Annotated in this window: 11 protein-coding genes; 6 read left to right on the top strand and 5 right to left on the bottom strand. The window is 67.7% G+C overall.

Annotated elements, in window-relative coordinates; genetic code table 11:
• Nucleotides 1–110 precede the first annotated feature (110 nt).
• The 5 genes from OG206_RS28225 (at nt 111) to OG206_RS28245 (ending at nt 5,605) form a co-directional block, all read left to right on the top strand.
• On the top strand, nt 111–1,688 hold the full coding sequence (locus OG206_RS28225) for an alpha/beta hydrolase (protein WP_327120976.1): 1,578 nt from the start codon (nt 111–113) through the stop codon (nt 1,686–1,688).
• 804 nt (nt 1,689–2,492) lie between these two features.
• A complete protein-coding gene (locus OG206_RS28230; RefSeq protein WP_327120979.1) occupies nt 2,493–2,825 on the top strand; it encodes a MerR family transcriptional regulator in 333 nt (110 codons plus the stop codon).
• A 514-nt stretch (nt 2,826–3,339) separates the two neighbouring features.
• Nucleotides 3,340–4,143 (top strand): alpha/beta fold hydrolase, encoded by an 804-nt coding sequence (locus OG206_RS28235; RefSeq protein WP_327120981.1) that lies wholly within the window; start codon nt 3,340–3,342, stop codon nt 4,141–4,143.
• The gene (locus tag OG206_RS28240) at nt 4,143–5,483 is read left to right on the top strand and encodes a PP2C family protein-serine/threonine phosphatase (RefSeq protein WP_327120983.1); all 1,341 of its coding nucleotides are present in this window, start codon (nt 4,143–4,145) and stop codon (nt 5,481–5,483) included. Before OG206_RS28235 ends, OG206_RS28240 begins: the two co-directional genes overlap by 1 nt.
• The gene (locus OG206_RS28245; protein ID WP_327120985.1) at nt 5,480–5,605 is read left to right on the top strand and encodes a hypothetical protein; all 126 of its coding nucleotides are present in this window, start codon (nt 5,480–5,482) and stop codon (nt 5,603–5,605) included. The genes OG206_RS28240 and OG206_RS28245 overlap by 4 nt, the downstream gene beginning before the upstream one ends.
• Nucleotides 5,606–5,711: 106 nt before the next feature.
• On the opposite strand, the gene OG206_RS28250 is transcribed toward OG206_RS28245, so the two are convergent.
• From OG206_RS28250 to OG206_RS28265, 4 genes are all read right to left on the bottom strand, one after another.
• Nucleotides 5,712–6,254 (bottom strand): SUKH-4 family immunity protein, encoded by a 543-nt coding sequence (locus tag OG206_RS28250; RefSeq protein WP_327120987.1) that lies wholly within the window; start codon nt 6,252–6,254, stop codon nt 5,712–5,714.
• A 148-nt stretch (nt 6,255–6,402) separates the two neighbouring features.
• A complete protein-coding gene (locus tag OG206_RS28255) occupies nt 6,403–8,199 on the bottom strand; it encodes a serine/threonine protein kinase (RefSeq protein ID WP_327120989.1) in 1,797 nt (598 codons plus the stop codon).
• Between the two features lie 1,016 nt (nt 8,200–9,215).
• Nucleotides 9,216–9,608, bottom strand: coding sequence for a hypothetical protein (locus OG206_RS28260; RefSeq protein WP_327120991.1), 393 nt, complete (start codon nt 9,606–9,608; stop codon nt 9,216–9,218).
• A 646-nt stretch (nt 9,609–10,254) separates the two neighbouring features.
• Nucleotides 10,255–10,482: a hypothetical protein gene (locus OG206_RS28265; RefSeq protein WP_327120993.1), complete on the bottom strand. Its 228-nt coding sequence runs from the start codon at nt 10,480–10,482 to the stop codon at nt 10,255–10,257.
• A 578-nt stretch (nt 10,483–11,060) separates the two neighbouring features.
• On the opposite strand from OG206_RS28265, the gene OG206_RS28270 reads away from it, so the two are divergent.
• Entirely contained in the window at nt 11,061–11,234 is a 174-nt protein-coding gene (locus tag OG206_RS28270) for a hypothetical protein (protein WP_327120995.1), read from the top strand.
• 354 nt (nt 11,235–11,588) lie between these two features.
• Here OG206_RS28270 and OG206_RS28275 read toward each other — a convergent pair whose 3' ends face one another.
• The gene (locus tag OG206_RS28275) at nt 11,589–12,302 is read right to left on the bottom strand and encodes a lysophospholipid acyltransferase family protein (RefSeq protein WP_327120997.1); all 714 of its coding nucleotides are present in this window, start codon (nt 12,300–12,302) and stop codon (nt 11,589–11,591) included.
• Nucleotides 12,303–12,749: the final 447 nt, after the last annotated feature.

The raw sequence follows: 12,749 nt of genomic DNA on the forward strand, positions 1-12,749 counted from the left end.
GAAACACGTGTACGCCCTGTTCTCGGCAACCTCACAGACGAAAGGATCTGCCGGACGCATGAACAACAGCGCCGTCATCGGCGGCGCATCACGTAGGGGGAGGTTCCACTTTGAGACGCACAGCACTGCTCGGTTCGGCCGGCACTCTGATCGCGGGCACGCTCATAGCGGGCGCGATAGCCGCACCGGCCGCCGGTGCCGACGGGCGCCACCACGGCGACCGCGAGGCGCGCGGTGTGCAGACAGCCGCTGCCCGGGCCGCAAGGGCCGGCATCGACTGGAAGGACTGTCCGGCGGACTGGGCGATAGCCGCCCCCATCCAGTGCGGATGGGTCAGCGTTCCGCTCGACTACAGCAAGCCGGACGGCAAGCAGATCAAGCTCGCTGTCGACCGGCACACCAGCACCGGCACGAAGGCCGAACGGCAGGGTGCCCTGGTCTACAACCCCGGAGGCCCCGGCGGCTCCGGAATGGCGTTCCCGAAGCGCATCGTGACCAAGAACCCCCTCTGGACGAACACCGCGAAGTCGTACGACTTCGTGGGATTCGACCCGCGCGGGGTGGGCCACTCGGCGCCGATCTCCTGCGTCGACCCGCAGGAGTTCGTGAAGGCCCCGAAGGCCGACCCGGTCCCCGACAGCGAGGCCGACAAGCGGGCACAGCGCAAGCTGGCGGCCGAGTACGCCGACGGCTGCGCCGAGCGCAGCGGCGGGATGCTGCCGCACATGACCACTCCCAACACCGCGCGTGACCTGGACGTCATCCGTGCCGCGCTCGGTGAGCGGAAGCTCAACTTCCTGGGTGTCTCCTACGGCACCTATCTGGGCGCGGTCTACGGCACACTCTTCCCCTCGCACGTGCGCCGCATGATCGTGGACAGCGTCGTCGACCCTTCGACGGACAACATCTGGTACGAGGCCAACCTCAACCAGGACGTCGCATTCCAGATGCGCTGGGACGACTGGAAGGCGTGGGTCGCCAAGAACGACGCCACCTTCCACATCGGGGACACGCCGGCCAAGGTCGAGCAAGCCTGGCTGACGCTGCGTGCCGCTGCCAAGAAGAGCCCGATCGGCGGCGTCGTGGGACCCGCCGAGCTCATCGGCTTCTTCCAGAGTGCGCCGTACTACGACTCCGCGTGGGCACCCACCGCGCGGGTCTGGAGCGCCTACCTGGGCGGCAACACCCAGGCACTGATCGACGCCGCGGCACCCGACCTGTCGGACACCGCGGGCAACATCAGCGCGGAGAACGGCAACGCCGTGTACACGGCGGTCGAGTGTGCCGACGCCAAGTGGCCCACCAGCTGGAAGAAGTGGGACCGCGACAACACGCGACTGCACCAGGACTACCCGTTCATGACCTGGGCCAACGCCTGGATGAACCTGCCCTGTGCCACCTGGTCGGCCACGCAGCAGCGGCCGCTGGAGGTCCGTACCGGCAAGGGGCTCCCCCCGGTGCTGATCGTGCAGTCCACGCGTGACGCCGCCACCCCGTACGAGGGCGCCGTCCAGCTGCACAAGCGCTTCAAGGGCTCGCGTCTCATCACCGAGAAGGGCGCCGGCTCACACGGTGTGACCGGCTTGGTGAACCCCTGCATCAACGAGCGGGTGGAGACCTACCTGCTCACGGGGGAGACCGACCGGCACGACGTGACGTGCACCCCGCACGCCACGCCGAAGCCGTAACACCCCGAGGACGTGAGCGGGCGGCCGATGTCTTCCGGCGGCCGTCCGCTCACCCGCGGCGGGCAGCGATGTGACTTCTCGGCTCAAGTCTGACTATCTCCCTGCAGGGCACGCGAAAATCTATGTCGGTGGGAGTAGACATTGGCTGGTGGAGTGGCTATGGTTTTTCTCGTAGGCGAGATCGATCGGGCCCGGCAGAGATGAACTGGCGGGCATCGGCAGTGAAGTTGCCGTGTGCAGGACGGTGCGGTGGTGGAGTTTCGAAGCCAGGTTTGTTGCAGGGCGGCGACGGGGCTGGCGACCGGACCGGGTGGCCCGTAGTGATCAGGGGCCACCGCGAGCAGTACCTGTAAGTGCAGTCGCAGTACCCCGGCGGTGAAGTCGGTGAGCGGTACCTCGGTGAAGGCGTCGGCTGCGGGCGCGCGCGCCGGGAGGTTCGGCGGTGGGGTTCCAAGCCAGGATTGTTGCAGGACGGGCGACGGGGCTGGCCGGCGAAGGTGGTGCTGTCAAGGCCGCCGGCAGTACGCACGGAAAGTGAATGGTTCAGAGGGAAGAACGGAGGGGTTGGACGCCATCAGGATCGCCCGGGCGGAGTCATGAGTCCGGGTACCGCAGGACATCGATAGTGAGGTGGTCTCCGGTCGAGCAACCGCGATCCCCGCAAGACCGGCGCCATTACGGCCGGGCAGGCGGAAACAGAGGGTCGGCGCAGTCACAGGGCCGGCAGATGGTGTAGCAGTTCCTTCGGGGCCTTGGTGCCGTACGGCACCAAGGCCCCTCCACGCGTTCCACAGAGAGGTGCAAGTGACAGCGGACGACTCCTTCGGACGTCTCGACGACGACGACTACCCGGCCTACACCATGGGCCGGGCCGCCGCCATGCTCAACACCACCCAGGGCTTCCTCCGCGCCATCGGCGAAGCCCGCCTCATCACCCCACTGCGCTCCGCGGGCGGCCACCGCCGCTACTCCCGCTACCAGCTGCGCATCGCGGCCCGTGCCCGCGAACTCGTCGATCAGGGCACGCCCATCGAGGCCGCCTGCCGCATCGTCATCCTCGAGGACCAGCTCGAGGAAGCGCAGCGGATCAACGCCGAATACCGGCGCGCCGACGCAACAGCGATGCCGGTGGACTGACAGTTTCCTCGTACAACCGGTGTCGAGTCCTTCAGGGAGGCATCCCGGGCTGCGAAGGAAGAAAGGAGGAAAAGGACAGGTTCCCTGCCCTGTCGGGCCGGGCCGTGGTGGTCCCGCTGATCGGTGGTTTCGGTGCGGTATGCGGCGCCGGGACAAGGAATCAAGACCGCCTCGTCCTTACGAGAAGCCGCGATGGCGAGATCACCGGACGGAGATCCTGGAGAGCGGCTGCCGCCACCCGGACCGCTTCTCGGGGCACGGCCGTGCAAGGCCTCCGTTCAGATTCGGCGATCGCGACAACGAAGCCATTCCGCCGGACCAGAACGCGCGGCACGACCAGAAGACCCCGCCTTACGCTTGCCCCATGGTTCTGAGCAAATCCGGCGTGATTCCGGAATTCGCGGAAGCCATGCGCATCGAGGTGGTGTCTGCCGGGAGATCTGCCATGCACGGAGTGTGAGGATCTTGAGCCGCCCTCCCAGTTGTGTGGGGTCGTGATGGGAGGATGGCTGACATGGACATTCGCAGCAGAAACAACATCACCGTGACCGGTCCGTCCGACGGGCCGGTGGTGGTGCTTGCGCACGGGTTCGGCTGTGATCAAAACATGTGGCGCCTCATAGTTCCGACGCTGGCGCGGCAGTACCGGGTGGTGCTGTTCGACTACGTCGGTTCCGGGCGTTCGGATCTGTCGGCCTGGGACCATGAGCGGTATTCCTCGCTTCAGGGCTATGCCCAGGATGTGGTGGATGTCTTCGAGGAGCTGGACCTTGAGCGGGCCGTGTTCGTGGGGCATTCGGTCAGTGCCATGATCGGAGTCCTGGCCGCGCAGACTGTCCCGGAGCGGATCGGGGCGTTGGTGATGGTGGCGCCGTCGCCCTGCTACATCGATGACGAGGGCTACCGCGGCGGTTTCAGCGCCGAGGACATCGACGAGTTGCTCACGTCACTCGAGTCGAACTATCTGGGGTGGTCGTCCGTCATGGCACCCGTGATCATGGGAAATCCGGAGCGGCCCGAGTTGGGGCTGGAACTGACCAACAGCTTCTGCGCCACCGATCCGGACATCGCCCGTGTCTTCGCCCGCACCACGTTCCTGTCCGACAGCCGTAAGGACCTGACGGGTGTGAGCGTGCCGACGCTGGTGCTGGAGTGCGCGCAGGACGCCATCGCGCCCCGGGAGGTCGGCGCCTATGTACAGGCCGCAATCCCCTCCTCCCGGCTGGTCACGTTGGATGCCACCGGGCACTGCCCGCAACTGAGCGCTCCGGAAGCCACCGCGCAGGCGATCCTCGGCTTCCTGGCAGGCCGCCGGTGATGTGCCGCACGGGGGAGGAGGCAGAGCCTTCCGGGACCGGGAACGACACGGGGGCGGACGCGGCGTTCACCGCGCTCCTGGAGGACAGTGCCGAAGAGTTGTACGAGGCGGCTCCCTGCGGATACCTCTCCACCCTGATGGACGGCACCATCGCCAAGGCCAACGCCAGGCTGCTGGGCTGGCTAGGCCTGGAACGGGAGGCCGTGGTGGGGCGCATGCGATTCACCGACCTGCTCACGGTCGGCGGGAGGCTGTATCACGAAACCCATTTCGCACCCCTGCTGCGTATGCAGGGCGAGCTGAGCGGCATCGCTCTGGAACTGAAGGTCTCCGGCGGCAGAAGGCTGCCCGTTCTGGTCTCGTCACAGATCAAGTACGGCAGCGAAGGCGAGCCGCTGCTGATCCGGACCACGGTCTTCGACGCCTCCGACCGCCGCGCCTACGAGGAGGAGCTCCTGCGCCGCAGCCAGGAGGCACAACAGGCACATGCCGAGGCCGACAGGGCGCGACGAGAGGCAGAGGAGGCCAGGCTGCAGGCTGAGGCCGACCGGAAACGGCTTGCTGACGCACTTGCCGTGCTCCAGCAGTCCCTCGTACCGGCCTCGTTGCCCGTAGTGCCAGGGCTCGAAACCGCTGTGCACTACCACACCGCATCTGCCGACCAGCTCGGCGGCGACTTCTATGACCTGTTCCCCCTCGACGACACACGGTGGGCGTTCTTTCTGGGTGACGTGTGCGGCAAAGGCCCTCAAGCCGCTTCCCTGACCTCCCTGACCCGCTACACCTTGCGCGCCGCCGCTCATCACGATCCCGAGCCCACCTCGGCCCTGACCACGCTGAACACGGTCCTGCACGGGCGGTACGGCGCGGAAGGTGATCCCCGCTACTGCACCGTCATCTTCGGCATTGTCGAGCCCGGCCTCGAGGGCGGCTGTGCCACCCTTCGCCTGGCTTCCGGCGGGCATCCGCCGGCCCTGGTCCTGCGCTCCGACGGCCGGGCGGAGTTCCTGCGCACTCCCGGCGGGCTGCTCGTCGGCGCCCTTCCCACAGCTCCGTTCAGCACGACGCAGACCACCCTTGCCCCCGGTGACACACTGCTGCTGTACACCGACGGCCTCACCGAGGCTCGTACAGGCCCCACACGCAAGCAACTGTATGGCGAGGACGCCCTGTACGCCTTCGCCGCAGCCCATGCTCCCGCCGCACCGCAGGAAGTGGTCACCGCCCTGACCGGGCTGCTCCGCAGCTTCGGTGACGGCCTCGACGACGACACCGCCCTCCTCGCACTCGGCGTCCTTCCCGGCGGCCCTCTTCAGGGCCGGGCAGGGAAGAAGTCATGAAGCGCCCTCTGACTGTTTCCCGCCGCGATGCTTCCACCGGTCCCGTCCTGCGCGTGGCCGGTGCGCTGGACTACGAGCAAGCGGACGCCCTGCGCACCGGCACCTCGACCACCTTGAGCTGAGGGCAGGCCAGTGTCTGCGGGGCTGCGGGCGCTGGACGCGGTACGCGTCGATGACGCGCAGCGGACACGCCGGATCGTGTCGGCAGACCGGATCGACCCGCAGCGCTCAGCCCCACATGCCGAAGCCGATTTCCTCGAAGAGTCTGGTCCATTCGCCGTCCTCGGTGGCGAACGGGAGGTTGTCGCCTGCGCTCACGCGCTCTCGTAGCCGGGCGACCGCCTGTTCGCGTGCGTGCTCATCGTCAGGCGCGATGGCCTTGAGTTCGGTGAGGCCCGCTTCGAGTGCGATGACTGCGTGGACGAGGCAGGAGACGTCACTGTGCATGGGGGCGTAGGACTCTTCGCCCTCGCCGAAGGAGTGGACGTGTCCGGTCGCGGGGTCCAGAGCCACGGTCGCGTACTGGAACTCGCCGAGAATTTCCCAGGCTTCTGCCTCGGGAGGGCAAGTTGCTCCGTCTTCCTCAAAGGCCACTTGAAGGGACGGCCGGCACGTGAGGCGATCTGCGTCGTCGAGGTCGAGCCTGGGGGAGAAGAACTTGTTCGAAGGCAGACCCACGTAGGACAGGAAGCGGGCCGTGTCGGCGTGCAGGCGCCCACCTGCCGGCCGGGGGAAGTACGTGACGCCCGTCAGCCCGCATGCCCGCACCACCTGCTCGGCCCGGATGGCGTTCAGTACAGCTCAGCCCCTCTCGAAGACGTCTCCAACCGCTTCCGACCGGGTGGGCGGAGGGGCTGCGCCTGAACAACTCGTCGTTACAGGTCAGGTGCTCTCTCCGCTGCCGGACGAGTGTGTGGGCCTAGTTGCCTTTGGCTTCCTCGGCGTTGCGCCAGATTTGCAGGTCGATGGTGACGTACGAGCCGGGGTCGTTCTCGCCCGACCTGCCGCGGTACGTCGCCACTGCGACATGGCCGGCGTCGCTGAGCACGCAGAACTCCGAGCCGTTGCTGAGCTGGTCGAGGTTGACCTTCTCGGCGTAACGCGTCTCCGTGCGGCAGGTCTCCAGGGAACCCTTCTGCGTATTGTTCAGCAGGATGAGCTTCCCGTTGGCGGTTCCGATCGACGCCTCATCCAAGAAGCGCACGACGCCGAAGTAGAGATCTCCGTCGTCGTAGGCGGCGTCCTCGCTCTCGGCCGGGCGGGGCGGGCTGTCGGCGAGCATGATCTTGTAGCCCTCCGTCAGGTCGACACCCTTGTACGAGACCGGCTTCGGGTCCGCCCTGTGCCGGCCCCCACCCGAGGTCCCACCGCCGCTCGAGCCACTACTGCGCGCACTGCTCGGGGAGTTGGCCCCAATCTTCTTGTCCTTGCCGTCCCCGTCCGACAGCAGAGAGCCGACGACTCCCAGGACGACGACTACGCCCACGACCGACGCGGCCACGATCAGTCCGGTCCGCTTCCGCTTCTGGCGCGCCGAGGGCGGGTGGGGAGCGTGGATGACGGGGGGCGGTGTGTGATAGCCCGGCGCGGGCGAGGAGTGCGTCGGGTAGCCGGGCGCCGGGGTGGGGTGGCCCTGCCTGGGGGGCATCGGGTGTCCCGGCGGCGGCACCGGCCTCGGGACTCCCGGCGCGCTCTGCGTCGGCGCCGAGGACATGGGGGGCCCGGATGGTGCGTACGGCGCTCCCGGCGGAGAGAACTCGGTCGGCGTCGGCGCGACGGCCGGCTGTGGCGGCGGGGTCCTCGCGGGTTCGGGCAGTCGCAGCCGCTCGGTGATCGATCCGGCGACCGCCTGCGGCAGCCAGTCCTCGCCCTGTCGGAGCGCGATGGGCGACAGCGCGTGGCAGAGCTCGATGATCTCGGCCAGACTCGGCCTGCCGGCCGGGTCGCGGGTGAGGCAGCGGGTCACCAGCGGCACCAGTTCTGCGGGCAGTTGGCTGAGGTCGGGATCCTCGTGGACGATCCTGTAGAGCACCGCGTGCGAGGACCCGTCGCCGTAGGCGGGAGAGCCGATTGCCGCGAAGGCCGCGATCTGCCCGAGGGCGAAGACGTCGGTGGCGGGGGTCACCGTACCGGCCGACGCCTGTTCGGGCGCCATGAACGCCGGGGTGCCCACGCTCACGCCGGTGCCGGTCAACGCGGTGGCGTCAGCCGCACGGGCGATACCGAAGTCGATCACGCGAGGACCATCGGCGGCCAGGAGCACGTTGGCGGGCTTCAGATCGCGGTGGACGATGCCCGCGCCATGGATCACGTGAAGCGCTTCGGCGACCCCCACGGTCAGCAACAGCACGCTCCGCACAGGCAGTCCACCGTGCTGGGCCACGGCGTGCGCGAGAGAGGGGCCCGGCACGTAGGCGGTGGCGAGCCATGGCTGGGCGCCGTCGGTGTCGGAGTCGATGACCGGAGCCGTGTAGAGACCTTGCACCCTCTGTGCGGCGTGGACCTCCTGTTTGAACCGCCGCCGGAACTCGGGGTCCTCACTGAACTCCGGCCGGATCACCTTGAGCGCGAGTGGACGGCCGCCCGGCGTGTACGAGAGATACACCTTCCCCATACCACCGACGCCGAGCACGGCGACCAGGCGGTACCCGCCCACAACTACCGGGTCACCCTCCTGGAGCGGCTTGAAAAGGTTGGCAGAAGGTGTGCTGCCCATGATGAATCATCCCCCGTTTGTGACAGTTCGGGCCTGTCGACGCCGCGAAGCCAAAAGGGAGCGTATCGACTTTCCTCCGCCCCCTTCGTCGCGTCGTGCAACGGTTCCGCTACGGATCCGACGTCCGTCCTGAACCTCCGAAGTGGATCAACGGACCATCACGCAATGCCAAAAACCTATTCGGTTTGCTTCCTGACACCCCCCGCAGGTGCGCTCTGCGCCTTGCTCGCGCATTCCCGGAGAAGCGCGAGTCTCTGTACGTTCCGGTGACCGGTCGAGATACTGCCACCGTCTCCCCAAACCAACTCGCCGGACTTCACATCAACTGCCCTCGTTTGCGTAACGGCGACTTTTTCGGCCGCCACATCATCCGATGGGCAGGCTCTTCTGCAGTCGGAGCATCCGCAATGTCCGTTCCGTGTCCTCCTGGTGGCGCTGATAGGACGCCAGTCGGTGCCATTCCGGATCTGGAAGACCAGGGAGCGTGCGTCCACGAGCAGCCCAAACCCTGAGTAATCCCTCGTACAACGGAGCCTCTGCTCTTTTTTGGCTTGCTGCGGAGTAAGCCGTATACGGTCGCACGTCAGGGCAGGACTCCGCAGCTCTGGGGCCGGGGACGCTTCTCGCTCCGTCAGGACTACGTTCCGGAACAAAAGATGCGAACCCAGTGCATGTCGCCGTCGGGGCAGCAGATGTACTCATGCTTTGGAAACGAACGCCCGCCCGACATGTCACTACTCGCGCATGGGTGCTCCGGTCGACGGCTGCGCGCTCTCACCCGTGGTGGTCGAGGTGGGGCGTGGTCACACGGGACGCGGCCCTCTGCAGCACGCCGACGCTCTGCTGGAGGGGGGTGGTTGACCGCATCCTCCAGGTCGTCCACTGCGCATCCGGGCTATGCGCGCACGGCTTGGCATGGCTGGGGAAGTGCCCTGGTCAACATGGGTGGGGAGGGGGTGTGGGGCTGGACCGGAGGGCTAGTCGGCCTCGGAGTGGACCACACGGTGTCGGGATGCTCAGTGCTGGTCACCGCGGTGCGTGTGCCCTCGGCCCGGACGACTCTCGTCCGCGGCGTGGGAGCCACCGCCACCGTCGTCCTGCTCGTACTGGGTGCGGTCGCGATCCCCGTGTCCGCCGACCCCATTGTCCGCCCCTCTGGCCGGGACCGGCCGGCCGCGCGGCGCCGATGCCTGCTGCTGCGGCTTCTGGGTAAACCGTCGGGGCGTGCCGCTATCAGGTGAGGTGTGTCCGGCAGAAGGGGTGCAGGCGGGCCCCGAGTCCTCGGGGTTGTCCCGCCCAGTTGCGTCCGGTGTGCCCTGGTCCCGGGCGGCCATGCCATAGGGGCGGTCCGTCTCGACGCCGCGGCGCTCCCGGTCCTCGTCGTACATCGCGTCACGTTCCTGTCGCACGTGACGCTCCTTACTAACAGCCCGGGGTTCGCGCCCCCCCCCCCCCCCCCCCCCCCCCCCCCCCCCCCCCCCCCCCACGATGGCCGATCCGATCAGCATGAGGACACCGCCGAGCAGGGCCAGCCCTATTCCGATGCCCAGGCGGTTGCTCTCCCCGGTGACAGTGAGGCCGCCCTGTGCCTGCCCCTGCCGGACCATCCAGAGGATGGCGAACCCGAGGGTGATGATTCCGGCGACAAGGACCAGCAGCTTCGATCGGAACACCACGCCGAGAAGGGTGAGGACCGCAGCGACGAGGAGGGGCAGGAACATGGACGCGAACAGTCCCGCGCCCGAGTCCGTCACGCCGGCTCCGGTGAAGAGTTCCCCGACCCGGAAGTCTTCACCTGGCCGGCCGCTGTACCAACTTCGGAAAGGCGCCCAGAGCGCCGCGGCAGCGCCGATGACTGCCAAGATCAGTCCAATGGTGTTGCGGATACCCCGTCACATGCCGCGACCCTCCCGGCAATATCGGATTGGTGCACGCAGATCCTCACGCGCTGTACCTCGCCCCCCGCCGACGCTACGCCCGCCCCGTACGCCACGCCATGCGGTGATGCCCGAGCAGTTGGCCCCGGACGGACGATGCTGTCGCCTGTCTTACCGGTCAGGACCGCCAGTCTCCCCGCGTCCGTCGGCGGTCGTCGCGGATCCGCTCCTGTCGGTCTCGGCGGTGGACGAAGTCACCCGGCCCGTAATCGCCCTCCATCAACCTCCCGACCACCAGGCCGACGACACCGAGCCCCAGCACGAGCAGGAAAGCCCAGAAGTCACCGAAGTACGCGGCGAAACCCAGCGCCATTCCGGCCGTCAAGCCCACCACGGCTCTACTCATCACATGCTCCTTCGCTCAAACGGCGGTCCGCCTCAGCTACCGGATCGGCTGCCGCTCTTTCCCATTCGTCCTCCTCGTGGGGCAGCTTCTCGTCGCCGACAAGGGGCCACGCTCTCCGGACCCACTCCGCACCGCGCGGCCAAGTCCGTGATCGAAATGCCGGAGTCGACGACGATCTCCGGATTGATGGCCGCCTGCGGTGAACGAAGCGAGACATCCGCATTGATATTCGAATTATATTCGAAAGATTTAGTATGGGGCCTATAGATAATTTTACCGGGAACCTTCGCAGTGACCGGCCGCCGTGCGGCATCAGAGACCTGTGGCTGAGGATGAAGGGTGGTTGGACCGCGACCGGTTGTATGCACCGAGGCGGCGCGCAACTGGGCCCTTACGCGCGGAAGAAGGACGGTGCCCGGCTCGCGGCACGACGGATATCCGGATCGTTGTCGAGCGGGAAGCGCCGGTCCACCGGTCACCGCTTCGCCACCAGGCCAGGGACTCTCGGCAATCGAAGCACGTGTCTACCCCAACAACGGGGGAGGCGCGCATCTTGGAGCATCGACGAAAGGGCCGACATGAGTGCCGGGGAGAAGGCCAAGGCCACGACCGAGCAGGTTCTCGGGAAGGCCGTGAGGAAGCTGGCGCACGCGATGGGCAAGAACACCACTGCCGCCAAGGGTGCCGCACTGGAGGCACGGGGGAAGGCCCGAGCGACCAAGGAAGGCGCGAAGGATCGCTTCCCCGACTGAACGGGCCCCCGGAGGAAACGGCCGGAACAAGAACAGACCGGCGCCCGGGCCGACTGTCCCGTAGGGATGTCTCGTGCCAACAGCCACCAGCCACCCGCAATCGGACCGCTCGGCGACTGCCGTGCCCGCCGTCCGCCGCCCGGCTGTCGAAGCCCACCCCGCCAACGAGGTGGGCCGGGCCGTCGGCTCGTTGCCGCGCACGGTGACACCGTCGACCAGCCGGTCGGGTATCACGCGGCGGGACCAGGCGACCCGGTGAGAGCGCCGGAGCGCTCCGCGGCCATCTATCCGATTCGCTACGGGTACCGCGTGGCTGAACGCGGTACCGGGTGCGGCTGTCAGCAGATCCCCTGCTCAGCGTGACCGACGCTGGAACTTCTTGGGCTGGTCGGGCGCCTGGGCCGCTTTCGCCTTGGCCGCGTACTCGTCGACGTACTCCTGTCCGGAGAGACCGAGGATGGCGTACATGATCTCGTCGGTGACCGCCCGGATCGCGGCCTTCTGGTCCTCCAGTCCCGCGTAGCGGGAGAAGTCGAGCGGCTCGCCGAAGCGGATCGCGACGCGCCTGACCTTGGGCATCTTCTGTCCGGGCGGCTGGATCTCGAAGGTGCCGACCATCGCGCAGGGGATGACCGGGACTCCGGCCTTGATCGCCATCACCGCGACGCCGACCTTGCCCTTGTAGAGCCGTCCGTCGTGGGACCGCGTGCCCTCCGGATAGATGCCGAGCAACTCGCCCTTGCTCAGCACTCCCAGGCCCTCGCGGATGGCAGCCTGCCCTGCTTCCTTGCCCGAACGGTCCACGGGGATCTGGCCGATGCTGTGGAAGAAGGCCGCCGTCAGCTTCCCCTTGATGCCGGGGCCGGTGAAGTACTCGGCCTTCGCGAGGAACGTGATGCGGCGCTTGAGGATCGCGGGCATGAGGAAGTGGTCGGAGAAGGACAGGTGGTTGCCCGCGACGATGGCCGCACCGTCGTCGGGGATGTGTTCCAGCCCCTCGATGCGCGGCCGGAAGGTCAGCCGCAGCAAGGGACCCAGCACGACGTACTTCAGGACGTAATAGAACACAGCTTCTCTCCTAGCCTTCTTGACCGGGCTGGTGGCCGCGTTCTGCCAGGTCACGCATGGTGTTGTCGCTCTAGTCGGACGTACCGGTGCGGCCGGCACCGGCGAGGTCCGCTCGGACAGCCGTCGACGCCTGGGCGGCCCACTTCGACGCGTCCCGTCGGTGTGGGCCGGGCCTTCTCCCGTGATCGATCGTAGCTGTGTTCCCGATGCCTCCAAAGGCCCTGGGAAGCAGATCGTGCCCGGTCATGTGCGTCCGACGGGGTGCAGGCACCCGACCGCACACGTCGCCGTGGCGGTACGCCCGTTGTGTCCCGTCGCCCGACCTGATGGAGCGTCATCATGCTGTGTCGTGTGCCCGCCGTGCCCGATGAGCATCCCTGGGGCCTGGCGGCGGCAACAGGCATTCGCGTGGCCCGGCGCCGGGACGAGCGCGGCTCCGCGTCGTCC

It is taken from the genome of Streptomyces sp. NBC_01341 (assembly GCF_035946055.1).
Lineage (GTDB): Bacteria > Actinomycetota > Actinomycetes > Streptomycetales > Streptomycetaceae > Streptomyces.